General features: G+C 35.7%; 17 protein-coding genes and 2 tRNA genes. 15 read left to right on the top strand and 4 right to left on the bottom strand.

The features are described 5' to 3' along the window. Nucleotides 1–107: 107 nt before the first annotated feature. A complete protein-coding gene (proC, locus tag NBX03_RS14140; RefSeq protein WP_250228420.1) occupies nt 108–920 on the bottom strand; it encodes a pyrroline-5-carboxylate reductase in 813 nt (270 codons plus the stop codon). 327 nt (nt 921–1,247) lie between these two features. On the opposite strand from proC, the gene NBX03_RS14135 reads away from it, so the two are divergent. From NBX03_RS14135 to NBX03_RS14100, 8 genes are all read left to right on the top strand, one after another. Further along, nucleotides 1,248–2,132 carry an aminoglycoside 6-adenylyltransferase gene (locus NBX03_RS14135; RefSeq protein ID WP_250228419.1) on the top strand — a complete coding sequence of 295 codons (885 nt, stop codon included), beginning with the start codon at nt 1,248–1,250 and terminating at the stop codon, nt 2,130–2,132. A 207-nt stretch (nt 2,133–2,339) separates the two neighbouring features. Beyond that, nucleotides 2,340–3,260: a 1-phosphofructokinase family hexose kinase gene (locus tag NBX03_RS14130; RefSeq protein WP_250228418.1), complete on the top strand. Its 921-nt coding sequence runs from the start codon at nt 2,340–2,342 to the stop codon at nt 3,258–3,260. Nucleotides 3,261–3,507: 247 nt separating this feature from the next. Further along, nucleotides 3,508–4,347: a methyltransferase gene (locus NBX03_RS14125; RefSeq protein WP_250228417.1), complete on the top strand. Its 840-nt coding sequence runs from the start codon at nt 3,508–3,510 to the stop codon at nt 4,345–4,347. Between the two features lie 790 nt (nt 4,348–5,137). Beyond that, nucleotides 5,138–5,749, top strand: coding sequence for a TetR/AcrR family transcriptional regulator (locus NBX03_RS14120; protein WP_250228416.1), 612 nt, complete (start codon nt 5,138–5,140; stop codon nt 5,747–5,749). After that, entirely contained in the window at nt 5,746–10,035 is a 4,290-nt protein-coding gene (locus NBX03_RS14115; RefSeq protein WP_250228415.1) for a 2-hydroxyacyl-CoA dehydratase, read from the top strand. The genes NBX03_RS14120 and NBX03_RS14115 overlap by 4 nt, the downstream gene beginning before the upstream one ends. Nucleotides 10,036–10,117: 82 nt before the next feature. Next, nucleotides 10,118–10,855, top strand: a complete 738-nt coding sequence (locus NBX03_RS14110) for a class I SAM-dependent DNA methyltransferase (RefSeq protein WP_250228414.1) — start codon at nt 10,118–10,120, stop codon at nt 10,853–10,855. A gap of 9 nt (nt 10,856–10,864) precedes the next feature. Further along, nucleotides 10,865–11,740 carry an Hsp33 family molecular chaperone HslO gene (hslO, locus tag NBX03_RS14105; protein ID WP_250228413.1) on the top strand — a complete coding sequence of 292 codons (876 nt, stop codon included), beginning with the start codon at nt 10,865–10,867 and terminating at the stop codon, nt 11,738–11,740. 361 nt (nt 11,741–12,101) lie between these two features. Continuing rightward, a complete protein-coding gene (locus NBX03_RS14100) occupies nt 12,102–13,286 on the top strand; it encodes a M20 metallopeptidase family protein (RefSeq protein WP_250228412.1) in 1,185 nt (394 codons plus the stop codon). A gap of 558 nt (nt 13,287–13,844) precedes the next feature. Here the strand turns inward: NBX03_RS14100 and NBX03_RS14095 are convergent. Then, nucleotides 13,845–14,675, bottom strand: coding sequence for a deoxyribonuclease IV (locus NBX03_RS14095; RefSeq protein ID WP_250228411.1), 831 nt, complete (start codon nt 14,673–14,675; stop codon nt 13,845–13,847). 872 nt (nt 14,676–15,547) lie between these two features. Here NBX03_RS14095 and NBX03_RS14090 point away from each other — a divergent pair. Together NBX03_RS14090 and NBX03_RS14085 are read left to right on the top strand one after the other, a co-directional pair. Further along, nucleotides 15,548–15,619, top strand: a tRNA-Gly gene (locus tag NBX03_RS14090). An 11-nt stretch (nt 15,620–15,630) separates the two neighbouring features. Then, nucleotides 15,631–15,702, top strand: a tRNA-Gln gene (locus NBX03_RS14085). Between the two features lie 784 nt (nt 15,703–16,486). On the opposite strand, the gene NBX03_RS14080 is transcribed toward NBX03_RS14085, so the two are convergent. Continuing rightward, nucleotides 16,487–17,833, bottom strand: coding sequence for a S41 family peptidase (locus NBX03_RS14080; RefSeq protein ID WP_250228410.1), 1,347 nt, complete (start codon nt 17,831–17,833; stop codon nt 16,487–16,489). A gap of 264 nt (nt 17,834–18,097) precedes the next feature. Between NBX03_RS14080 and NBX03_RS14075 the strand changes: the two genes are divergently transcribed. From NBX03_RS14075 to NBX03_RS14065, 3 genes are all read left to right on the top strand, one after another. Then, nucleotides 18,098–19,405: a hypothetical protein gene (locus NBX03_RS14075; RefSeq protein ID WP_250228409.1), complete on the top strand. Its 1,308-nt coding sequence runs from the start codon at nt 18,098–18,100 to the stop codon at nt 19,403–19,405. 785 nt (nt 19,406–20,190) lie between these two features. After that, on the top strand, nt 20,191–21,498 hold the full coding sequence (locus NBX03_RS14070; RefSeq protein WP_250228408.1) for a radical SAM/SPASM domain-containing protein: 1,308 nt from the start codon (nt 20,191–20,193) through the stop codon (nt 21,496–21,498). A gap of 9 nt (nt 21,499–21,507) precedes the next feature. Then, the gene (locus NBX03_RS14065; RefSeq protein ID WP_250228407.1) at nt 21,508–23,130 is read left to right on the top strand and encodes an ATP-binding cassette domain-containing protein; all 1,623 of its coding nucleotides are present in this window, start codon (nt 21,508–21,510) and stop codon (nt 23,128–23,130) included. 1,026 nt (nt 23,131–24,156) lie between these two features. Here the strand turns inward: NBX03_RS14065 and NBX03_RS14060 are convergent. Continuing rightward, on the bottom strand, nt 24,157–24,411 hold the full coding sequence (locus tag NBX03_RS14060; RefSeq protein ID WP_250228406.1) for a S41 family peptidase: 255 nt from the start codon (nt 24,409–24,411) through the stop codon (nt 24,157–24,159). On the opposite strand from NBX03_RS14060, the gene NBX03_RS14055 reads away from it, so the two are divergent. Then, nucleotides 24,394–24,762 (top strand): hypothetical protein, encoded by a 369-nt coding sequence (locus tag NBX03_RS14055; RefSeq protein WP_250228405.1) that lies wholly within the window; start codon nt 24,394–24,396, stop codon nt 24,760–24,762. The two genes, NBX03_RS14060 and NBX03_RS14055, sit on opposite strands and share 18 nt — an antisense overlap. 98 nt (nt 24,763–24,860) lie before the next feature. Continuing rightward, nucleotides 24,861–25,718 carry a hypothetical protein gene (locus tag NBX03_RS14050; protein ID WP_250228404.1) on the top strand — a complete coding sequence of 286 codons (858 nt, stop codon included), beginning with the start codon at nt 24,861–24,863 and terminating at the stop codon, nt 25,716–25,718. Nucleotides 25,719–25,837: the final 119 nt, after the last annotated feature.

Raw genomic sequence — 25,837 nt, 5'->3', positions numbered from 1 at the left:
ATAAGTTAAAAAAGTTATAATTTTAACATTTACATTATAGACTTAATATAGATTTAAAACAATACCTATAATTGAAAACTATACCTGGTATATAAAGGTACCGCCAATTACTTGGAGAGAATTTCCTTTAAGTGATTATCTTTTGCTATGGTTGCGTCAACAGCCTTTACAACGGCTGTGTTAAAGCCGTATTCCTCAAGGGCAAGAACACCTTCTATGGTAGTTCCCCCGGGAGAGCATACCTTTTCTATCATGGCCCAGGGAACCTCGCCGGAATGAAGAAGATTTTTAGCGCTTCCGAGAAGGGCCTGAGAGGCAATTTTAACGGCAGTTTCCTTAGGAATACCGTGTTTAACCGCAGCATTTGCCAGAGAATCTATAAAAAGAAAGGCAAAGGCAGGGGAACAGCCGGCGATTCCCGTATAGGCCGTAAAATATTTTTCATCAAGAAGCACAGTCGTTCCTATGGCATCAAAAACAGATTTTACGTAATTAAGGTTTTCTTCCGTAGCATGGCTGTTTTTACAAAGGGCGCTAACAGCTTCGAGAACCAAGGCATTTACATTGGGCATTACTCTGATTACGGGAAGGGTTTCAACACCTGCATATTCTGTAACCGCATCAAGACAAGTACCTGCGGCAATGGAAATAATTACAGGTTTCTTTTGGGAAAGCTTTTCGGAAAGGCTTTCTAAAACCTTTTTATACATATCCGGCTTTACGGCAAGAAGGACATATTCCGCCTTTTCAATAATTTCTTCATTGCTTTGGCAAAGGACGGCATTTGCTTCGTCAGCTATGATTTTTGCTTTATCAGGCTGAACATCTGTCAAGAAAATATCGTCTTTAAAGCCTGAACGGCGAAGGCCCTTTATAATTGCTCCGGCCATGTTGCCTGCGCCTATGAAACCAATACCCATAAGCATCATCTCCCCTAAAATTTATTAGCTGTATACATTATACAAAATTTTTATCGAAATTTAAAGCAAATAAAAATAAATTTTACTAAAAGGCAGAATTCACAAGGTTGACTTTATAAGTTTAAGGAATTAATATTAAATGTACGACAGTTAAATCTTATTTTTCAATAAAAAACAGAAGTATTTCATTATAATCACTTATTTAAAAACCATTCTCCTGCCTGATTCTTATAGCATAAATCCTGAATTATAAGTTTTGCTTATATTGAGTTTTATGGAAATTACCGGATAAGTTATTTGATTGTTTTATCCTTAGGGAGGTTATAAATGAGATCAGAAGAAGAAATGTTTCATATAATACTTAAAACCGCGGAAGAAAACAATTTGATCCGCGCCGTATACATGAACGGCTCACGGGCAAATCCTAATATAGAAAAGGATTTGTTTCAGGATTATGATATTGTGTATGTAGTTACGGCAATAGAAAGCTTCATTAAAGACAGCAGCTGGCTTTCTGTATTTGGAGAGATTGCTATGGTTCAGGAGCCGGATATAAATTCCTTAAATCCTGAAAATATTTTATGGGATTTTTCTTATTATGGCTTTCTGATTCTTTTTAAAGACAGTACAAGAATCGACCTTCATATTGAAACCATAGACCATATGCGTGAGTCCTACGGCTCAGACAGCCTTACTGTTCCTTTAATGGATAAGGACGGAATTTTACCTCATATTCCAAAATCAAGCGAAAAAGATTATCTTGTGAAAAGGCCTGAAGAGGCTTCCTATAACGGCTGCTGCAATAATTTCTTCTGGTGTCTTAATAATGTTGCAAAGGGCATCGTAAGAGACCAGTTGCCTTATGCCATGAGAATGTATTATGAGGTGGTTTTGGGAGAACTCCATAAGATGATGGATTGGTATATTAGTGTCGACACGGGTTCTTCTGTAAATGTCGGAATGTGGGGAAAACAGTATAAAAAATATCTTCCGCCCTACTTATATGAACTGTATAAAAAGACATATTCCGGCGGAAATTACGATAATTTATGGGAAGCGATTTTTACAGCCTGCGATTTATTCAGAATATCTGCTCTCCATGTTGGAGAAGCCCTTGGATATTGCTATAATAAAAGCTGGGATGAAAATATAATGGACTATCTTAAAAGCATGAGAAATATTTATTATAAAGATTTACAGCAATTTGCTTAAATAATGCCAATATAGTAAATTTCTTATAAAAAAGGAACAGGATACAGACGCAAAATCACGGCCTTCCTTCAAAAACAGCATGTTTTGCACTCATGGATATAGGGTTTTGTTCCTGTTCTGTTTTAAATTTACGATATCAAATAAGTCGGTTATTTTTACAAATTGCTGTAAGTTGCTATAAATAATATGATATAAGGCGGTGATTCTATGGTATATACCTTAACTGTAAACCCCTCTATAGATTATATATTGAACGTTCCGGATCTTCAGAAGGGCTATTATAACAGGGTAAGCTCTGAGACCATGTTTGCAGGGGGAAGAGGAATTAATGTATGCAGGATACTAAATTACATGGGCGTTGAATGTATAGCCATGGGGTTTGTAGGCGGCTTTATGGGGCAGTTTGTAAGAAGCATTCTGGATAAAGCAGGCATACGGTGGAGCTTTGTTGAAATAGAAGGGGAAACAAGAATAAATATAAAAATCCTAAGCGAAGGCTATGACACCGTCATAAACGCAAGAGGCCCGGAAATAAGCAGAAAAGATATTGAAGCAATGTTTCGGAAGCTTGATATGATTACAGAGGTGGATTATCTTTTTCTTTCAGGCTCAGTTCACAGTCCCGAGCTTATGGGCCTTTATAAAATCTTAGGAGATGCGGCCCAGGCAAAGAACGTTCGCCTTGTGGTTGATTCCGACGGGGACACTTTAAGGGAAATGATAAGTGCAAAGCCCTTTTTCATAAAGCCCAGCCTTAAAGAACTAGGCATTATGTTTGACACTACCATAGTAACCATGGACGCCGTTATGAATTACGGCAAAAAGGCGGTGGAGCTTGGTGCTCAAAATGTAATTGTATCCCTTGACGGCAGGGAAGGACCTATATATTTTACGAAAGAAGGCATTTACAAAGCTGAATTTCCTCCCGGCAGAGTAGTAAATACAAACGGCGTAGGAGATGCAATGGTAGGGGCCTTTATCGGAGAACTGATTAAATCAGGGGATTATTTAAGAAGTTTCCAGATGAGTGTCGCAGCGGGAAGCGCCACAGCATATACCTCCGACATATCCACCTATGATGAAATGCTTAAAATATTTGACGATGTAAAAATACAAAAGATTGTATAGGAAACCAGCCGCTTAAAGCGGCTTTTTTAAAGTGGCCAGGTTACGGTTTGGACGATGACTAGAAGCGCATATCAGCCTATTAATCAATCTTATAGTAATATACCTTAAACAGGGTAACAAAAAGCGTGTATTTTGAAAGGCATCATTTAAATGCTTCTATAGATGAAGCCTTTTATGAGAAATAGCTTTTTGTTACTACCTTAAAATTATATTACTATATATTCTTATTTTACAAAGGAATGAGCTTATGGAAGATTATCAGATAAAATTTATATACGAAGCGGCTTATGCTGCATTGAAGACGGATTTTTTTAAGATTCCTGCCCAATGCCCTGAAGGGGAGAAGGCGGCCCTTCGGATTTTAGATGTCTTCGGCATTTCGGACAAAGAAAGGTGTGAAGCGTTTCTTCAGGAGTACAAAAGCCGTCAATTAGAAGAGGACAGCGCTATCCTCTATGAAAAAATGCAGGAATTAAATCCCCCAAGTTTTTTTCAGGGGCTTAGTTCCTCCGAGCTTTTGTTATACCATAGCTGTAATTATGAAGTATCTTATGGCTACGGAAGGAATATTTCAAGGATATTTGATTTCACAGGGAAGAAAATAGCCGATATCGGGGGAAGCTCCGGCGGCCTTCTTTCGGCGGTTATGGAGAGCTTTACAGGGGCTTCTTCTTATGTTTTTGACCTGCCGGAGGCCTGTGAAAGAGGAAAAGAGTTAAGCCGCAATATTCATTATATAGAATGCGATTTTTTTAAAGACAGCCCTAAAGGAAAATACGACTGTGTAATCTTATCCAATATCCTTCATGACTATGATGATGAAAAATGTATTTGCATTTTAAACAATATGGCTGATATTTTAAAGGACTGTGAAAATATCTTTATTTATGAAGATATTTTATTTGAAAACGGAAAAGAGCCTGTCGAGGCCTTGCTTTACGGCTTTCGGCTCAGTGTGAATTTCAGAGGGGCACGGCAGAGAACAGTAGGGGAGCTTTCCGTCCTTTTAAGAAAATCAGGCATAAATATGGAACTTACGAATATTTATAATTTTAAAGAGCATACCTGTCTTATTTATGCGAAGTAAGAAGCTTAACGGAGAGGTCAAAAAATATAGCGAACAAATTTAAAAAGATGTTTATTAATCATAAGGAGACGCGAGCTTAAAAATAATTTACAACCTTGGGATTATACAATTTTTAATTGCTTCATACGAATCAACCCGATACAGACATTTATTGCCGGTTTACGTAAAAATAATTATATTGCATTAAAAATTTTACCTCAATTATATGGCCGCAGATCTGCGGCTATATAATTTATACTCAGCTTATTTAAAATGATAGAGTAAATTTCTATAAAGAAGTAATAACAATCTATTCACTGCAGCCTCAAAAATATGGATTTCCTTCGGGAACGGTAAATTTTTAAATCCAGGTGATATGCGGACTTGCTGCTGTTTAACTGTAAATTTATTATATAAGAATAAGTTTGTAAATTATTTTTAAATTACTTCCCTAAGAGGATTAACAAACTTAATTTTCAGGTTTGCTAAATATAATTAGGCAATTTTTAATATTTAAGTTATAATAATGATTTTCTTTAGATAATTTATAGTATAAAGGCTTGAAAATCTATTAGGAAATTTGTATATTTAATATTATAAGATGGTTTTATATATTAAAAACTGCATTTTTGCCCTAAGAATATTGAAGTTTATTTTATAGTTTAATATTAAAAAGCTGTAAAAGGTGTTGAAAAAGGTGTTTTTTTATTCTATAATAAACCAACCGGTCGGTTTTGTTTTGGCTGATAGGGTTTCGTTTTACTGCATAAAAATTTTTAACAGGAACATGAGAACCATTGGAGTGTGAGATATGACAAAAAAAGAAAACATAGCCGCCCATTCTTTCAGGCTTTTTATAGATAGCGGTATCGGCGATGTTTCCGTAAATGATATTGTAGGGAGCGCAAGAATTACAAAGGGCTGCTTCTACCATTACTATTCAAGTAAAGATGAGCTGATATATGAAATATTTAAAACATACATATTGGAATACTTTGAAAACTTGTTTATAAAGGTTCGTTCATCAAGGCTTTCGCCGAAAGAGAGGCTTCGGCTTTTATGCAGCCTTTTACTGGGCTATGAGGACTACCTGAAGGAAATTTTCAAAGACGACAGCATTTCATTTTCTAAAATATTCAGCCTCATTGTGGAGGGCAGCAAGAAATTCGACTATATGATGGAATTTCGTAAAAAGGTATTTGACGAGGCATGCGCTCTTGCGGCTTCTATTTTGGAAACGGCTAGAGAGGGGAACCCCTACGGTAACGACGGGGACCCTAAGGCATTGGCGTTTAAAATAATGCTTTTAAATGAGGGGCTTATGTCTCTTAAAATGATAAAAAAAGAAATCAATATCAAAAAGCTGGCGGAGGAAAATGCCGATGAGCTTTTTAACTCTTTTTGCAAGCAGGTGATTTTATGAAAAAATATTCAATGGGAATAGATATCGGTTCCACCACCATTAAAATAGCGATTTTAGACCAGGAGAAAAATATTGTTTTCGGCAGATATCAAAGGCATTTTTCCAATATAGCGGGAACCCTTTCAGACATGGCAAGGTCTGCCATGGAAGAGCTTGGAGACATTGAGTTTCAGGCTATGATTACGGGTTCCGGCGGATTAAGCCTTTCAAAGTGGGTAGGGGCCGAATTCATTCAGGAGGTTGTGGCCGTTTCAAATGTGATTACCCAGACGGCGCCGCAGACTGACGTAGCTATAGAAATCGGCGGAGAAGACGCCAAAATTATTTATTTTAAAGACGGTCTGGAACAGAGAATGAACGGCATCTGCGCCGGCGGAACAGGTTCTTTTATCGACCAGATGGCGACCCTTTTGCAGACAGATGCAACAGGCCTTAACGACCTTGCGAAGGATTATAAAATTATATACCCTATCGCAGCAAGATGCGGTGTTTTTGCCAAAAGCGATATTCAGCCTTTGATTAATGAAGGGGCAAGAAAAGAAGACTTAGCCGTATCCATTTTTCAGGCTATCGTAAGCCAGACCATCAGCGGCCTTGCCTGCGGAAAGCCCATCAGGGGAAAGGTTGCTTTTCTTGGCGGGCCTTTGCACTTTCTTGACCAGCTTCGGGAACGGTTTATAGATGTTTTAAAACTGAAAGAGGACGAAATTATTATTCCTGAAAATTCTCATTTATTTGCCGCCATGGGTGCAGCATTAAGCGTTAAAGACCAAAAGGTTATAAGCTTTACGAAACTTATCCATAATTTAAATTATAACCGTCAGGTGGATTTTGAAATCAGCCGCCTCAAGCCTTTGTTTAAAGACCCGGAAGAATATGCGTTATTTAAGAAAAGGCACGATAAGGCAACAGTTAAAAGAGCCGATTTAGCGGCCTATTCAGGGGATGCCTTCTTAGGCATTGACGCAGGCTCCACAACGACAAAGGTTGCCCTCATAGGAGAAAACGGGGAGCTTCTTTATTCCTATTATGCTTCTAATGAGGCAAACCCTTTAAACGTAATCAGTAAATCCTTAAAAGAACTTTATCATAAAATGCCTGATACGGTGCATATCAGAAATTCCTGTTCTACAGGCTATGGTGAAGGCCTTGCCCAGGCAGCCTTTAAAGTGGATATCGGCGAAATCGAAACGGTTGCCCATTATAAAGCGGCGGCATTTTTCGAGCCTGAGGTAGACTTTATTTTGGATATCGGCGGCCAGGATATGAAATGCATGCAGGTAAAAGACGGCGTGATTGAAAATGTTATTTTGAACGAGGCATGCTCCGCCGGCTGCGGCTCCTTTATAGAAACCTTTGCAAAGGGCCTTGGCATGGAAACAAAGGATTTTGCAAAAATAGCCTTAGTAGGGGAAAAACCTATCGATTTAGGCTCCAGATGTACGGTTTTCATGAACTCAAGAGTAAAGCAGGCTCAGAAGGAAGGGGCGGAGGTTTCGGATATTTCCGCAGGTCTTGCCTATTCTGTTATAAAAAATGCTTTACATAAGGTTATTAAAATCACAGACCCCAAGCAAATGGGGAAAAAACTTGTGGTTCAAGGGGGAACCTTCTATAATGAGGCAGTTTTAAGAGCCTTTGAGCTTATCAGCGAAAGGGAAGCCATAAGGCCGGATATTGCAGGGCTTATGGGCGCCTTCGGCGCTGCCGTAATCGCAAGGGAAAGATATGAAGAAGGCTATGAAACAGGTCTTTTGGACCTTCACGGCCTTGAAAACCTTGAAGTTGAAGCAAGCCATGCAAGATGCAGAAGATGCAATAATAACTGCCTTTTGACCATCAATAAGTTTTCCGGCGGGAGACGGTTCATCTCCGGTAACCGCTGTGAAAAGGGCCTTGGAAACGACAAGGCGGCAGAAGGGATTCCGAATTTATTCGACTATAAATATAACAGGCTTTTTGCCTATGAATCTTTAAAAGAGGAAGAAGCCGTAAGAGGAACCGTCGGTATCCCGAGGGTTTTGAATATCTATGAAAACTACCCCTTCTGGCATGTGTTCTTTACAAATTTAGGATATAAAGTCGTATTATCCGGTAAATCCGACAGAAATATATATGAAAAGGGCATTGAATCCATTCCCAGTGAATCCGTGTGCTATCCGGCAAAGCTTGCCCACGGCCATATTATGGATTTAATAGAAAAGGGCGTAAAATTTATTTTCTACCCTTGTATCGCTTATGAAAAGAAGGAAATGGAAGGGGCGAATAATCATTATAACTGCCCTATTGTTACAAGCTACCCTGAAAACATCAAAAATAACGTGGAAGACCTTCGGGAAAAGCATATTATATTCTCAAACCCCTTCCTTAATTTCGGAGACAGGGAAAATCTTTTTAAAAGGCTTAACGAGGAATTTTCATTTATCGATACAAAGCTTATAGAAAATGCCTTTCATAAAGCATGGAACGAGCAGGAATGCTTCCGTGAGGACATTCGCAAAAAAGGCGAAGAAACTTTAAAATACCTTGAAGAAAACAATATGAAAGGCGTGGTTCTTGCAGGAAGGCCCTATCATGTGGACCCTGAAATCAACCACGGTATTCCGGAGCTTATTACAAGCTATAAAGTTGCGGTTTTAACAGAGGACAGCGTTGCCCATTTAGGCAATGTGGAAAGGCCTTTGCGGGTCATCGACCAATGGGCCTACCATTCGAGGCTTTATGCGGCGGCTTTCTATGTAAGAGATAAAGAAAACCTTGAGCTTGTACAGCTGAATTCCTTCGGCTGCGGCCTTGATGCCGTAACCACAGATGAGGTTCATGACATCTTATCCGCAACAGGAAAAATATATACCCTTTTAAAAATAGACGAGGTTTCCAATTTAGGCTCCGCAAGAATAAGAATCCGTTCCTTATTCGCAGCCCTTGAAGAAAGAAGAAGGCAGAACAGAGGCCTTAAGCCTGCCAAGCCAAAGGCGGAAAGAATCGTATTCACCAAAGAAATGAAGAAAAACCATACCATTCTCTGCCCTCAAATGTCACCGATTCATTTTGACCTTTTAAGGGAAGCCTTTGTAAGCAGCGGCTATAATCTTGAGGTGATGCCCGCCATCGATAAAGAAAGCGTTGATACCGGCCTTAAATACGTGAATAATGATGCCTGCTATCCGTCTTTGATTGTCGTAGGTCAGCTTTTAAACGCCTTGAACAGCGGAAAATATGATATCAACAATGTTTCCGTATTAATCAGCCAGACTGGGGGCGGCTGCAGGGCCACCAATTACATTGCCTTCATCAGAAGAGCCTTGGAGAAAGCAAATCTTTCTCATGTACCTGTTATAAGCCTGAATGCGTCGGGCCTTGAACAGAACCCGGGCATGCAATACACTCCGTCACTCTTAGTAAGAGCCATGCAGGCGGTTATTTACGGCGATATTTTAATGCGGGTATTGTATAAGGTTCGCCCTTATGAGAAGAACAAAGGCTCCGCCGATGCTCTTTACTATAAATGGAATCAAATCTGCAAAAGGGCCGTTAAAAAAGGAAGCTTTAAAGAGTATAAGAGAATCTGCAAGGCAATGGTTGAAGATTTCGATAATCTTCCAATCCTTGATATAGAAAAGCCCAAGGTAGGCCTTGTGGGAGAAATCCTTGTAAAATTCCATCCAACGGCAAATAACGATGCCGTAAACCTTATAGAAAGCGAAGGGGCCGAAGCCGTTATGCCGGATTTACTTGATTTTGTCATGTATAGCCTCTATAATGCCAAATATAAGGAAAAATATTTGGGCGCAAGTAAATCTAAGACCCTTACTTCCGCTGTAGTGATAAAGCTTATCGAATGGCTTAGAAAGCCCATGAGAGAAGCACTGGACAGTTCCAGAAGATTTAAAGCTCCGGTTCCGGTTGAAAGGCTTGGGGAAATGGCAGAACCTATCGTATCCCTTTGCAACCAAACGGGAGAAGGCTGGTTCTTGACGGCGGAAATGGTTGAGCTTATTCATTCCGGCGTAAATAATATCGTCTGCATGCAGCCCTTTGCCTGCCTTCCGAACCACGTAACAGGAAAGGGCATTATAAAAGAGCTGAAGCGTCAATATCCTCTTTCCAATATTGTGGCTATAGACTACGACCCCGGCGCAAGCGAAGTAAACCAGCTCAACAGAATAAAACTGATGCTTTCTGCCGCGAGAAGGAATATGGAGCTTGATATTCATTACGAAGAAGCCAAAGAGCCCAAAATATTTGCGTCTAAAAAACGTGAAAAGGCCATGGGGGTTCAATAAGATATTTACGATAAGTATTGGGGTCTATGGGGGCAAACGTTCCCATAGGCCTTGAAACATACACCGCCCTACAGGAGGAACTATGAGAGCCTACGGCAAATTTGCCAAAGTTTATGATTTATTTATGGAAAACGATAATGAGCTAAGAGTTGCGTTTTTAGAAAATATATGGATTAGAGAAGGCACAAAGCCTTCTTTAATCCTTGATTTATGCTGTGGAACAGGAGAGATTACCTCCCTTCTTCATAAAAAAGGCTATGACATGACGGGAATCGATATTTCGGAAGAAATGCTTTCTGTAGCAAGGCAGCGGGATAATTCTCCTGAAATCCTTTATTTGCAGCAGGATATGCGGGAATTTGAGCTTTACGGTACTGTAGACAGTATTCTATGCCTTTCCGACGGGCTGAATTATCTTTTGGAGCCTTCCGAGGTTATGGCGGTTTTACGTCTTGTAAAGAATTATCTGAATCCCGGCGGAACATTTATATTTGACATCAATACAGAGCATAAATTTAAAAATATCCTTGGAGAACATAATTTTTCCGCTGCGGAGGATAATGCCGCCTATATATGGGAAAATTATTATGATGAAGAGGAAAAAATAAACGAATACATGATGACCTTTTTTATAAAAGATGAAGAAACAGGTCTTTTTGAACGGTTTCAGGAGGCCCATTACGAAAGAGCATATGGTATAGACGAGCTATCCCAAATGCTTACAGCGCTTTCCTTTGAAATAAAAAACATTTACGGCGGATATAGCGGGGAAGCATTAACGGATTTTTCCGAAAGGGCCGTATTTGTATGCAAAAGATAGGAGGACAAAATGGAAGACTATATCATTAGAATGTCGGCAGGAAACGGCTCCGTAAGAGCGTTTTTCGCATATACGAAAAATACGGTGGGACAAGCCCAAAGGCTCCATAGCTTAAGCCCTGTAGCAACGGCGGCTTTGGGAAGGCTTTTAACCGGTGCCGCCATTATGGGGGCAATGCTTAAAAACGATCAGGATATTTTGACCATTACAGCCAAAGGAGACGGCCCCTTAAAAGGCATCGTCGTTACGGCAGATAATAAAGTAAACGTAAAAGGCTATGTATACGAGCCTATCGTGGACTTGCCTCTAAAGCCCAGCGGAAAGCTTGACGTCGGCGGCGCCATAGGCCAAGGAGTGCTTACAGTCATTAAGGATATGGGCCTAAAAGAGCCTATGTCGGGGCAGGTTCCTTTAGTATCCGGGGAAATAGCAGACGATTTGACCTATTATTTTGCCAAAAGTGAGCAGATTCCTTCCTCGGTTGCTCTTGGGGTATTAGTGGATACGGATTATAGCTGTAAAGAAGCCGGCGGCTTCATCATTCAGTTAATGCCGGATACCCCCGAAGAGGTCATTTCCGTCATAGAAAAAAAGCTTCCCTATCTTGAACCGGTAACCACCCTTCTGGATAAAGGCAATTCCCCCGAGGACATTATGAAAATGATTTTAGAGGATTTAGATATTATTTTTTATGAAAAAACCCCGGTAAATTTCAAATGTGACTGTGACAGAACGAGAGTTGAAAAAGCCCTTATCAGTGTAGGAAAAGAAGAGCTTAAAGATATGCTTGAAAATGACAAGAATGCCAATTTAAGATGCCATTTCTGCAATAAAGAATATGATTTTACGGAAAACGATTTAAAAGAGCTTTTGGAAAAAATATAAGCTCAGAAAAATATCTCAGCGCAGCTTTAAGAAATAATTCAGCATTAAACCGAAATTTTATAATTCAATATAAAGCAAATATACCCCTTTAAAATTATGATAAAGGGGTATATTTATATATTTTTTTAAAGTATAATTATACTTATGTAAATAAGATTAAAAACAAAAAACCAAAGTAACGCAGGCTTATAGTATAGCATATTTAAACAGTAACAAAACCGTATTTTAACGCTTTCTCAAAATATACTGCCTTCGAAGGAAGCTGTGGTTTTGAGCTTATAATGAATCGGCTTATGTTACTTCTTTAAAAAACTTACAATACATAAGAAAACTGCGGCCTATCATTGAAAGGAGATGTACTATGGAAAATATTTTAAACCTTGCTTTGGAAATTGAAAACGAGATTATCAAATGGAGAAGAGAGCTTCACCAGATACCGGAGGTTGGCACTCAGCTTCCTAAAACCTGCGAATACATAAAGGGTAAGCTTGATGAAATGGGTATTCCTTATACCTGCACGAAAAGCGTTACCGGTATCGTTGCCCTTATTGAAGGGGGAAGCCCCGGGAAAACCGTCGCTTTAAGAAGCGATATGGACGCTTTGCCTGTTCTTGAGGAAACAGGATTGGATTTTAAATCCACAAACGGTTCTATGCATGCCTGCGGCCATGACGCCCATTCCGCAATGCTTCTTGGTGCCGCAAAAATATTAAACGACCACAAATCAGAGCTTAAAGGCAATGTGAAGCTGATATTCCAACCGGGAGAAGAATCTCCCGGAGGTGCAGAGCCTATGATTAAAGAAGGCTGCCTTGAAAATCCTAAAGTAGACGCTATTTTCGGCCAGCATATCGGGGTACTGATAGACGGCCTTAAAACGGGAGAAGTTGCCGTTTCCTACGGAAATGCCATGGCCTGCCGTGATGCCTTTAAAATTGCCGTAAAGGGAAGAGGCGCCCACAGCTCCACCCCGCATCTTTCTATAGACCCTGTTGCCATAGCCGCCCAGATTATAAACGGCATTTATATGATAAAAGCAAGAGAGCTTGACGCCCTTTCTCCTTCCGTAATATCCGTATGCATGATTCACGGGGGAACAGCCTCTAATATTATTCCTGAAAAGGTTGAAATGGAAGGCTCCACAAGAAGCATAGACCCTAAGGTTCGTAAATTTATAGCCGAAAGAATAGAGCAGGTAGTAAAAACCACCTGTGAGACCTACGGGGCTGATTACGAATTTGAATTCTCATGGGATTATCCGGTTCTTACAAACCATAAGGAAATGGCAGAAATGGTTATAGAAGGAGCAGGGAAAATTCTTGGCAGCGATAAGGTATTCGTTCAGCCTCAGGCTATCATGGGCTCGGAAGACATGTCCTTTTTCCTTAACGAAGTTCCCGGCGCATATTATTTCTTAGGAAGCGTTGTATCTCAGGACGGCGTTGTCTACGGCCACCACAATCCGAAGTTTCTCCTTGATGAAAGTGTTTTCGCAAAGGGAAGCGCCGTAATGGTTCAGCTTGTTCAAGATTATTTAAATCAATAAAGAATTCTATACTTATAATGTAATGCTGGATAAGATTGAAAAAGCTTTTAAACATATGGTGAGCGTGAACTTAAAAAAATATTTAAAAGCTTACTTATATAAAAAGAACCTGCATATGCAGGTTCTTTTTATTATGTTAAGGTACGATTGTATTTTAAGATATAATTTCCTGAAGACATTTAAAAGAACTAATAAATAGCCACAAAAAGGCGCTCCCTTAAAAAACTATTTATAAGTTTCTGTTTGCATAATTATTAAATTCGCTTAGAATAAAACAAAACAAGACAGGCTTTGCTATTGCAAAGGGTTAGGTCTATAAAGTGCAGGCCAGTGGTTTGGGGCTACCTTATCCAGTGGATTAAGCAAGATTTTATAGTATATAAATATAATGAAGCATTTTTATTTTTAATCTTCTTTAATAGCATTAAAAAGATAACATAGAAAAATTCTGATTATTTCTGTAATAGGAATTTCTATTTTACATTCCGAAATAAAATACACAGCAATGGCTGAAAATATAATTATAGGCTTACAGCTTAATATGAAGGCGAAAAAAGTCTATTTATACAAAGATTTTAAAAGGGCTATTTCTCTTGCCCAGCCTTCATCATCATTAGGGGTTTCCAATATAAAAGGAAGTTCTCTGAGGGCAGTATGGTTAATAATTCTTTCCATTGCTTCAAGGCCTATTCTGCCTTCGCCAATTTTTGCGTGACGGTCTTTTCTGGCGCCTTTGTCATTCATGCTGTCGTTAAGGTGTATGGCTTTAAGAAACGGAAGCCCTATAATTTTATCAAAATGCGCCAGTACCCCGTCAAGGTCCTGAACGATATCATATCCCGAATCCCAGACGTGGCAGGTATCAAGGCATACGCCGATTCTATCCGTTAAGTTTATCCTGTCAATAATCTCCTTAAGCTCTTCAAAGGTTCTGCCTACTTCGCTTCCTTTTCCAGCCATAGTTTCCAGAAGAACAATGGTTGTTTGCTCTTTTTTAAGCACAAAATTAAGCATTTGGGATATATAATCTATCCCTACATCAACGCCTTGCTTTACATGGCTTCCCGGATGAAAATTATAATAATTATGGGGGGTATACTCCATTCTTTTCAAGTCTTCCGCCATAGTTCTCCATGCGAATTCCCTAACGCTTTCATCCGCAGAACAGCCGTTCAGTGTATAGGGGGCATGAGCAACTATTTTATGAAAGCCTGCTTCCTGAGACAGTTCATTATATTTCTTAATATCCTCTTCAACTATGGGTTTGGCGCTTCCGCCTCTGGGGTTCCTTGTAAAAAACGCAAAGGTATTTGCCTTAAGCTTTAAGGCCTGTTTCCCCATGGCGTAATAGCCTTTTGCCGAGGATATGTGACTTCCTATTTTTAACATTGAATTCTCCTTTATGAATTGAATTTACAGCAATAGTAATATTTTGAAATAGCTGGGTTTCTTTTTATTCTTATATATTATCCTTAAGAGAAAGTATAGAAACTGTTACGGCTATATTATAATTAATAAAATTAAATTATTGATTCAAATAAAAGTATATTTACTTAGAATACTTCACAGTCTATACTTGTATCATTTCTAAACTTACTTAGGATAATAATTATATAATATCACAAAATACGTAATTTTAACATAATATAGGCAGAATGCTTTATTACATCAGGTAAGAGCCGTCAGAATAGAAAGCTTCCGCAAACAGTGTTAAGTAATGCAGATGATAATTTTCAAAAAAGATACAAAACTGAAAACCATAAAAGGCTATCTTGTTTCCTACAGCAGAGAAAAGGGTATGCATAAAAAAACATTATTGCATCTGAAGGGGCGGCCAATAATATTGGACCAAGGCATACCCATGCGTTAAGCGTGTGGTTTTGATTATAAAATTAGGCTTATAAACAAGTTTTTATTGAAAAATGTATTTGAAAATAAAATTAAGGAAGGCTTAATTTTATTCATAGTACTTCTATATATTGTATTTATATCTCTATAATTGCCCTAAATTGCAAAAATAGGAACTATAGCAAAACAGGATTAAGGAAGGAACAAAAACCTATTTTTCATAAACGGCTTAAAATATAGAATCGCTATTTTAAGCCATTCAAAATATACGGTTTTTGTTACGCTAATTCATTGTTTTGCTGTAATTGTATGGAAACTCAGGTTTTTATTTAACTTTTCAAGGAAAACTCTTGACAATTATAAGATTGAATAGTACAATATTGCAGTAATTTAATTAATATTTAAAACATTATGCGCGAATGGCTCAGTGGTAGAGCATCGCCTTGCCAAGGCGAGGGCCGCGGGTTCGAATCCCGTTTCGCGCTTAATTTCATAATGGGCTGTCGCCAAGCGGTAAGGCACAGGACTTTGACTCCTGCATTCGATGGTTCGAATCCATCCAGCCCAGCTTCATTTTTACTGATAGAATCAAGGTTTTGTATAGACCTTGATTCTATTTTTTTTACTAATTTTACTGCCTGTCTAAAATTTTAATCATATATAAGATTAGAAGCCATATTGGAAAATTTATCGTTAAGATTTTCTGCTATACTCCTTTTAGCTTCCAAATCCATATGAGCATATAGATTCATCGTAGTGCCTATATCACCATGCCCCCAACCAAGTTGATATTGCTTTGAGGTTATATCCGAGATACAAGAGGTAGCTGGCTGATGAATGGCATAAGTCGTGAAATTTTATTACCTCTAAATTATTGCGCTCTAATAACTGCCTAAAATGTTTGGTTATATAATTGGGAGATATAAGCCTGCCATCTGGGTGAGTGAATACATAGCCTTCATCAACGTAATCATTTGGTTGCAATAACTTATTCTGTTTCTGTTGCTCTTTATATGGCTCTATTATTAACAAAGATTTATATAGGGCTGTTTGAATCAGTCAAGGTGGAGTTTTTATTTAATAAATATGATATTTTGCAACCTCGGAGTCGATTTACTGTTACAGCGACACCAATGCTCTGCGCAGCCGTTTTGGAATTAAGGATAATGCAGAACTCAAAAAGTGGAAGATGATATAAGCACAATACGCCAGTAAGCCTTGTTAGAGAATCTTATTAAAGGCCGTTTGACTAACTGGCAAAATAATTAAAAGTAGCAGAAAGATACATATTCTGCTACTTTTTTGTGCCTCTTGCAAAATTATATTTTATAGATAATTATAAATTTGTTTGTTTAAAAGGTTTTAATTAATTCTAAAACAGGGTCGGTTTTATGAATATAGTTATTAATATCTATACCAGTTTGAATATCAGGTTCAAGTATATTGTCTTTTAAATTTGGGTTTATTTTTACTTTAGACCTGAATTTGTTTTGAGGAATGTTTACCATAAAGTCTGAATTGGGAAGCTCAAAGGGGGTCATATCCGCAACCTTTGGGGCCCCTCCAGAAGGTGGTAGGCCTATAATGACGGCATTCCCTTTCTCTTTCAAGTATATCGCTGTTACAGCGCCCATAGAAAATGTGTCATAATCAGTTATTACATATAAATGCCCCGTTTCATTGCCAAAGGATATCAGGGTATCATTCCAGCTATGCTCAAGTGTAATTTGGCCGCCTTCATTTCCACGTAAATCTAAAACTATTTTATCTACCTGTTTTTCTGTTAAAATGTTAAGAATATTTTCATTAAGTTTATCAAGAGCATTGGTGTGTGGAATATAATAGGAGCGGATATATAATATATTATTTTCTTCTAAAAATTCAATCCAGTAATCTTTATCATTTTTTACATCCCGATTAAAAAAGGCTTCATCACCTTCATCTCTCTTAATGAAACTTTCATGATTTATATCTTGATTTATACGTTTATCAACGTATAAATCAAAAGTATCTCCTTCTAAGGTTGTAAGTGTAAAAGTTACGGGGTCTTCTATACTTTCTATAATTTCTAATCCTTTAAGGACCTGAGGGCAATTTATACGTCTGCTAAGTTTTGATTTCGAATCATAGATATTGTCACCTGTAAAAAATATTTCAAATCTATCAGAAATTGTATCAATTGATACACCATTTATAGCATTTAACTTGCAATTCAAGGCATTTTTATAGGACTTATCAAAAACTGTGGTACAATATATACCATCCTCATATAAAGTAAAGGACAAGGGCAAAGCATTTTTATAATAACTTTCCCATAAAAATTCGGTAGCCATGTGACCATCATGAAACAAGGCTGTAATCATTTGTATTCTCGCTTCTATCTCAAAGTTGTTAAGATAGGGAATGTCATTTTTAAGCCGTTCAATTTCTAAAGTAAAGACTTCGCTTATTCGGGCATCCTCTTCATTATTTTTTATATCAAGAGTTCTGCTTATATAGCCGTTTAATAATTTTTTAAAATAATCAATATCTTCGACCCATTTAATATTTCGCTCAGTATCATTACTTTTGACAGTATCTGGGCGAGGCCCTACAAATTCATTATGAGATAAGTTGATTTTACCTATAACGAATACACTAATTAATAAAACGGTTAAGATTCCTACAAATATAGGTATATTTTTAATTTTTTTATGCATAGAAATTCTCCCTTATTTTAAAAAAATAATTTTAAATTGTAATTAAAATATATTATGCTTAAAATTATATATTAAAGCATTAAATTGTCAAAGCATTTAATTAGAATAGTCGACATTTTAAAATTGTATATTTTATTTCCCACAATATGATTATCTAAATTAAAGGGTTAGCCATTTTTAGTTTGAAATTATAATAATGCAAAAGTTTTCAATAATTAATATTTTGATTAATAAATAAATCTATTATTGAAAGGAAATGAAAGTATGGAAAATTTTAAAAAGGATAAGCCTTTACTTAATATTATGAATACTGATAAAAGAAAATTCAGTAAACGAATTCAATTGTGGAAAGATGATTTAAATTATTTAATAGAAGAATTAGAGACATATAAAAGTACTTTTCATGACGTATTAATAAAAACAGATACGCTAAGTTTATTTGAAAATAAAATAAAAAATGTTGATTTAATTAAGGAAAATATTACCTTTTTAGATGACAAAGATATAAAAATAAATATTCAGAAAACGTTAGCATTGCCAAATGATGGTCATAGTGCTGGACAGTTTATATATAAAAGTAGCTTTGAGAATCCTTTTGTGAATGAAGTGATACCATTGCATTTTGAATATCTAGATAAGGAGATTTGGTGTGTTGGAAGTTACTTGGAAAAATATGCAGATATAGTTAACAGTAAGTTAATAAGCATAAATGGAAATAACATAATAGATATATTTGAAAAATTTAAAAATCTTACGGGATATGATAACATTTATAATGCTCAAAGTAAATTTATAAAAAATATTTCCTCATATATAATGTTAGAAGCATTAGATTTGATAAATAGCAATATCAAAACCATTAATTTAGGAGTTAAAAAGATAAGTGGTTCTATATCAGAATATAGAATAGAGTTTATTGATAAGTATAAGATTTTAAAAAATGAGCTTGACTTGATTTATGTAAAAGAGTCAACCGAGACACCGCTTTATAGACAGTACCCCCAAAACTCGATAATAATATGTGAAATGCCAGATATAAATGGCATCTACATTAAAGTAGGCTCACTTATTTTAACAGATAATGAGTTAAATAGGTTTTTTATTTCATTAAAAAATAGAGTCGAAAAAGTTATGCCTAAAAAAATTATAATTGATTTTAGGGGAAATGAGGGTGGAACAGGCTCTTTAAATGATGAGTGGCTTAACTTCATCATTGACTATAAAAACGAAAATAATGGCTTAATTATACTTACAGATATTCATACTTTTTCTTTAGCTACCAAGCAAGTGGCATGGCTTAAAATTTCAACAGCTGCAACTATATTAGGGGAGCCCTCCGGAGGGAACTTTCTTGGATATTCTGCTCCAATATTTCATACTATGAAAAACACAGGGTTTAAATTTAATTTATCCTCAAAGAACTTTAAGCATTTGAAAGATTTTGATTTGGATATTATTACTGACTGTGTAGGTAACCACAATGTATTAGTGCCTGACAAAGAAATTTATATATCTGTTACAGATTATATTTTAGGGAAAGACCCAATTGTAGAATATTTATCTTTAAATTAATAATTGTAATTAATTATATCAAAAGTAACCAAATAAATGATAAAAAAAATATAGTTAGAGATATGTTGACACAAATTAAAGGTTATGATATATATATCATATAACCTTACTATTAATAATTTCACTTTCTAGATTTAATTTCTTTGTCTGACCTACATCTTACTTAATTCTATCGAACTTAGTATTCTACTTAATTCTATCAGACTCAAAATCCTACTTAATTTTATCAAACATTATATTTTATCATTATATAAAAATAACGAGAAAGGAGGAGGCTTATGAAAATCATTAATCCTGAAATTCTTGTTAAGAAGCCTACACTGATCACTATTAAATGTAATGCTTGCGATGCTGGTTGTCAAAAGGCTTGCTTTTGCAGCCATTGCATAAGTAGATAAGAACGCTATCTTAATAGGATTAAGTACTTGCATATTCTTATGGGCTTATACTTAATTGTCTCTTAGGAACTACTGGCCTATTACAATAAATCAGTAGTTCCTAAGAAACTTATAGCGTTATGTTGCTTTTATATACAGAAGAAGGCTGATATTTAGCTAAATATATAAGTGAAAAACTAAGTATAGTGTAAGTTTAAAAAAATAGGGGAAATAAAAGGTACATTATTTTGTTAATTGATTTAATGTTTACCCAATTAATGTCTTATATTAGTCGTATTCGTTTATTAAACAGATAATCCAACTTTAAAAAGCTAAGATAACTTTTTGAAAAGATAATTTATTAGCTAGTGAACTAGTAATATAAATTATTAATTATTGGGGGCAATTATGTATAAAAAATCCTTTTATAATATTGAAGTGGACAAAAATTCGGAATATAGTTTAATGTATAATACATATTCAGGTATTTTCACCGAATTAGATGAAGAAGGTTTAGAAATATACAATAATATTGAGAATATAGATGAGCATGCTGCAAATATAGAAATAATAGATTTAATGAAAAAGGCTGGGTTTATTGTCCAAGAGGATATTGACGAAGTTGGTCAAATCTCTATTTTGAGGAATTTAAGTAGAAATGATACCGAGGCAGTTAGCCTTACCATTGCTCCAACCATGTATTGTAATATGGCATGTCCATATTGTTTTGAAAAACATACAAAGGAGGTAATGAGTGAGGAAACCCAGCATGATTTAGTTGAATTTGTAGAGAAGTATCTCAAAGGAAACTCATGCAAACATCTTGAAGTTACATGGTTCGGAGGAGAGCCCTTATTAGAAACGCAAATAATTTATAATCTTTCGGATGCATTAATAAAAATATGTAGCGAAAATGATGTTGACTATGGTGCTGGAATTATTACGAACGGTGCATTATTGGATCGAGAGACAGCTCAAAAGTTGAGAGGAAAAAAAGTTGCATTTGCACAAATCACTATAGATGGGCTTAAAGATATCCATAATAAAAGAAGAATATTAAAAAATGGCGAAGATAGTTTTGAATTGCTCATTAGTAATATTGAACAGGCAAAAGATGTTATGGATATTAATGTGCGTATTAATGTTGATTCTAAAAATGAACAGGATATATTACAATTGATTGATTATTTTATTAATGATATGGGATGGGGGGTAAATCCATACTTTTATTTAGCTCCCGTTGATAATACCTCTGAAACTCATGCTAATAAAGAAAAGTATATGATTAACATGGAAAGGTTTGGAGAGTTAGATACTGAGGTTGCAAAAATGCAATACAGACTATCCCCAGATGAATTTAGAAATAGACTATATCCTTTACAAAAGCATCTATATTGTGGTGCTGAAAGGTTAGGGCAATACGTTGTCGCTCCAGATGGATTATTATACTCGTGTTGGAACAAAATCAATGTTAAAGATAACAATATAGGCAGCGTTAAAACAGGTCCAGTATATAATTATGAGCAGACAAAATGGTTGAGCTTAGATTTGTCTGATGAATGTAAAGCCTGTACATATTTACCATGCTGTCAAGGCGGTTGTGCTTACTTTAGAATAAATAATAAAGATAACTATGCATGCTGCCATGATTTACATAGTTATAAGGATAAATTAAAATTCGTATATGAAAATTGGTGTCTGTCAGAACAAAGATAGGGCTAGATTATGTCATTATATAAATTTATATTTCCTTTTTTATTAAAACATAAAAGTATTTTTTTTCTATTTTTTTTTCTATCATCACTAATATGGATATTATCGTTATTTAATCCTTATTTGGTTGGGATATTTGTTGACTCACTTAAAAATACTTTAATAGAATATGAAAACAATACTTTTAGAATATTGATTATACTATTTATTTCTTGGGGAATTCAAATATTAGCTGATTTTATAAATGATATTACATCAGCAAAACTTTATACAAAGGCTGAATTTGACATAAAATATCATGTGTTTACACATTTGAAACGATTACCACTATCATATTTAAGTGAGAATTCATCAGCGTATTTTACCGAAAGAATAAATAACGATTCACAAAACTTAACTGCATTTGCAATTCAAAGCATAATGTCTATTTTAACCACAGTTCTTTCATTTGTATATATTGCTATATATATGTTTCAGCTAAACAAAATAATGACTATTCTGATTTTTGGACTCATACCTGTTTATTTTGTGTTTTACAATTTTTTTAAAAAACCATTATATAATGCAAATTTTAAATTTAGAGAAATTCAGAACAATTTTTTTTCTAAGATGCACCATCAACTGGAGTTCATTAAATATATTAAGTTGAATGGAATTTTTGATAGCACAGACTCTAAAGTTATTCAAAGTTTTGGGCCATTTCTATCTTCAAAAATGAAATATATTTGGATAAAGCAGACATATGGAATAATTGATAGTATAGCTAAATATATGATTAACAGTATTATTTTTCTTTATTCAGCGAAGGAAATACTTATCAGTAACATGACCTTAGGCACATTTATTATAATCAATACATACTCTCAGATTTTAATGTCTAATATATCTTACGCTTTAAATTATAGCGAATCCTATCAAAGCGCTTTGGTATCTTACCATAGGCTACGCAATATACTTGATGCTGAAAGAGAAATAGAAGGAAAGATATCAATTGGAGAGCTCCATAATATTGAAATTTCAGACTTAAGTTTCTCATATGATAATGAAAGAATGGTATTACGCAATCTAAATTTAAAATTAGAAAAAAACAAAATTTATGTGCTTTCAGGTAAAAATGGCTCTGGAAAAAGTACATTATATACTTTATTGCTCGGTCTACTCTATAATTATTCTGGAAAAATAAAAATAAATGGAGTTAATATTAAAGATATCAATATGAGTCAATTTCGGGAATCTAAATGTGCAGTAGTGCTTCAAGAGCCAGAGCTCTATTTCGATTCTGTTCGAGATAATCTTAATATTGAAAGTGATAGTCGGTTCAGAAATATAGCAACACAATTTAACTTTAATCAGTTTATAGATACCTTAGACGAAGGATTAGATTTTTCCATACAAAGAAACCCTGATAATATTTCTGGTGGAGAAAAGCAAAAAATAGCAATTATTGGTGCACTCAACAAGACGGCTGAATTATTAATTATGGATGAACCAACTTCAGCATTAGATAAAAAAAGTATATGGAATTTATATGATATTTTAAAAAAGGAGAAGGCAAATAAAATTATAATTATTATTACTCATCATTCAGATTTTGTTAAAATAGCTGATGAGGTAATCAATTTTGATGTTTTATAAATGCTTACTATAAATTAAAGTGGGTGCAAAACGTTGAGGAGCCTAATCGAGCCTATTTAGTGCTTTATCCTTTTTTATATTTAGGACCTCTGTCATTGAGATTTGAATACTTGCTAAAGGCAAACGATAAATTCCCTTGAAAGATATCGAAAAATGCATAGCGCCTAAAATAGGTGCGATCTTGGATTTGCTCACCTTAATGATGGTAGTACAAATTATAAAATAATGCAGAAGAAGGCATATAAGTTCTCTCAAATTTTTGATGAGACGTAGAATATATACTTTTAAGAGCGTACAGACAAGCAGCAATGCTTTTCTTAGACCACCTAATCTATTTCTAAAAATTAGTTAATGATGTTTTCTAATAGGGTTTCTAATAAATTTTGAAAAACTTCTTTTTTGTATATAGTTTCCTGTACACGCTTACTCTCTAAAATCTTTTTAAAATAGCCGTTTTTTGATTTAATCTGAAGTATTATAAATTTATATAACAATGTATTTAAGCAACTGCAACTCCTTCACCCCCAGTTCAAATCTGGGTGGTACCTTCATTAAAAACATAGAAAATCCAAGGTTTGTATGGGACTTGATTTTTTCGTTTTTGTATTTAAAATCCTCATGAAAGCATTTTTATGGGGATACCAATATATAAAAGCGTGCTTGAATAGCATTCAAGAGGTCAGCGGTTCAATTCCGCTTATCTCCACCAAAAAACATAGTAACCGCAAGGTTTTTAGCCTTGCGGTTACTATTATATAGATGAGAAATCGGACACTTGGCATTTTTTTGTAGGCGGATAACTGGCATTCACCTTTTTGCCCTTCAATTAATGTTGATTTAAGGTGAAGGGTTCAGTTCTGGCACGCATTTCTGGAGTGTTGAGCATATATGTATTGGGTTGTTTGAAAATCACTTTATTACTACTCTTCTACCCTACTCATTTACTTTTTTTTTAGCATTAAAAGCCCTTCCATTTTTTATTTTTTATAGAAGGGTTCTTCACAGGCAATTATTTTACATCTTCATTTAATCCGCTAATCCATAATTCTCTATGAATTTAATGACTCTTTCAAGGCTTTCATCCGGTGGTGCCCAAATATCAGGCTCTATGCCAATACCCTCGATACTTGGCAAATCCGGCTCCAGATGTAGATTGAAGCCGCAGGAGATAGCAATTTTACTATAGGGAAGCTTTACTTGGACAACATTTCCGGTGGAATAAGCGCCCTTTGTATTTGTTCCGACAATAATGGTGTTTTCTGTTTGTCTCAAATAATCCACAAAGCCCTCTCCCGCCGAGCCTGTGTACTGGTTGGCTATTCCAGCAGAAATTACAAAATTGGCAGCATATTAAACAGAATACACCGTGAATTTGATAAGGAAATAGAAAGCTTTATTAATAAGGTGCAGGACAAGGTTAAAGAACAGGAAGTTAAATTAGCCTTGTATGTGGCTAGGCTAAGAGGTTATAAGCACTACCTGTTTCGTACAGCACTTCAGACGCCTGCAAAAAATGTCAGGCCCTTAACGGCAGTATTTTATCTATTGATAAAGCCGAGGAGGGAATCAATCTTCCCCCTATGCACCCCAATTGCAAATGCGAGATTGCAACTGGCAGCGATAATTTTTTAGAAGATGAAAAACAAAATATACTTAAAGATGTTTTAATCTCAGAAGATAAAGACAAGGACACTCAGGAAACATTCCCCAACAGGAAAGCATTTATCAATATGCTGAAAGAAACTTTACCTGTTGAGGATTTGTCCTTCTTTTACAATCCGACTGAAACCTATATAAGCAAAGATGAAAGAAGAAATGACTTGCAAAATGTCCCTGATTATATAGAAGAGCTTTATGAAAGATATGCAGATAAGCTCATTGTTGAGCAGCTGTTTGAGGATGCTCTCCTCTCAGATAAGGTAGTCAAGAAAATAGACTTTCTCCTTAATTATGATAAGTACAAAAAGCTTCCCGTTATTGAGGACCGCTTAGCTATCTATGATATTCTTGAGTCCCACGGAGAAATGAGTAAAGTAAACTTTCAACACTATGAGGACAAGCTAAGCAATAAAGATAAAGCTTGGATTATTGCCACCTATAACACTACTCAGCTGGGTACTACTGTAGGGGGTATATTTACAGGGCTTATTCTTGAAGGCCTGTCTGGTGTTACAAGCTATTTTACCGCCAAAAACAGCGGTGCCTTAAATTCTCTTCAAAAGGTTGATGAAGCTGATAAGTATTTTAAAGAAGAATTTCTTCAAGGTTCCCAATATGCAAAAGAAATTAAGGAATTTTATGTTAATAACAGTAAAGCTTTGGGTTTATCAAACGAGGCAGAACTTCTTAGTAAAACCAGCAAGAGTGCTAAGGATTCAAGTAGGAAGTTAAACATTGATGATGGTCAGTTTGGTAAAAAGATCGGAAAGCACGCACAAGATTATGGATTAGATCCAGCAGACCCTAATGTAAGAAATATCCTGAGAAATACAATAAACGATATCTATGGTAATGCAACTGAAGTTCGACAAGGGGAATGGATGGGTATGGGCAAAAAAATACCAAATAGCTCTAATGCTCCAGGATAAGCAAAATTCTATATACAGGGTAACGGTGTTGTCGTAACGGATTTGAATGAAAACTTTGTCACGATTATGAAAGATGGGATTAATAATTTAAGAGTTCAGGGCGCTACACGTATTTGGCC

The sequence above is a fragment of the Anaeropeptidivorans aminofermentans genome (genome assembly GCF_940670685.1).
Taxonomy (GTDB): Bacteria; Bacillota; Clostridia; order Lachnospirales; family UBA5962; genus Anaeropeptidivorans; species Anaeropeptidivorans aminofermentans.
Note: the sequence above shows the minus strand (reverse complement) of the source record. Positions and strands in the feature narration are given on the sequence as shown.

Coding starts and splice junctions, on each gene's coding strand:
- proC (WP_250228420.1), bottom strand. CDS start 920: ATGGGTATTGGTTTCATAGGCGCAGGCAACATGGCCGGAGCAATTATA.
- NBX03_RS14135 (WP_250228419.1), top strand. CDS start 1,248: ATGAGATCAGAAGAAGAAATGTTTCATATAATACTTAAAACCGCGGAA.
- NBX03_RS14130 (WP_250228418.1), top strand. CDS start 2,340: ATGGTATATACCTTAACTGTAAACCCCTCTATAGATTATATATTGAAC.
- NBX03_RS14125 (WP_250228417.1), top strand. CDS start 3,508: ATGGAAGATTATCAGATAAAATTTATATACGAAGCGGCTTATGCTGCA.
- NBX03_RS14120 (WP_250228416.1), top strand. CDS start 5,138: ATGACAAAAAAAGAAAACATAGCCGCCCATTCTTTCAGGCTTTTTATA.
- NBX03_RS14115 (WP_250228415.1), top strand. CDS start 5,746: ATGAAAAAATATTCAATGGGAATAGATATCGGTTCCACCACCATTAAA.
- NBX03_RS14110 (WP_250228414.1), top strand. CDS start 10,118: ATGAGAGCCTACGGCAAATTTGCCAAAGTTTATGATTTATTTATGGAA.
- hslO (WP_250228413.1), top strand. CDS start 10,865: ATGGAAGACTATATCATTAGAATGTCGGCAGGAAACGGCTCCGTAAGA.
- NBX03_RS14100 (WP_250228412.1), top strand. CDS start 12,102: ATGGAAAATATTTTAAACCTTGCTTTGGAAATTGAAAACGAGATTATC.
- NBX03_RS14095 (WP_250228411.1), bottom strand. CDS start 14,675: ATGTTAAAAATAGGAAGTCACATATCCTCGGCAAAAGGCTATTACGCC.
- NBX03_RS14080 (WP_250228410.1), bottom strand. CDS start 17,833: ATGCATAAAAAAATTAAAAATATACCTATATTTGTAGGAATCTTAACC.
- NBX03_RS14075 (WP_250228409.1), top strand. CDS start 18,098: ATGGAAAATTTTAAAAAGGATAAGCCTTTACTTAATATTATGAATACT.
- NBX03_RS14070 (WP_250228408.1), top strand. CDS start 20,191: ATGTATAAAAAATCCTTTTATAATATTGAAGTGGACAAAAATTCGGAA.
- NBX03_RS14065 (WP_250228407.1), top strand. CDS start 21,508: ATGTCATTATATAAATTTATATTTCCTTTTTTATTAAAACATAAAAGT.
- NBX03_RS14050 (WP_250228404.1), top strand. CDS start 24,861: ATGCTGAAAGAAACTTTACCTGTTGAGGATTTGTCCTTCTTTTACAAT.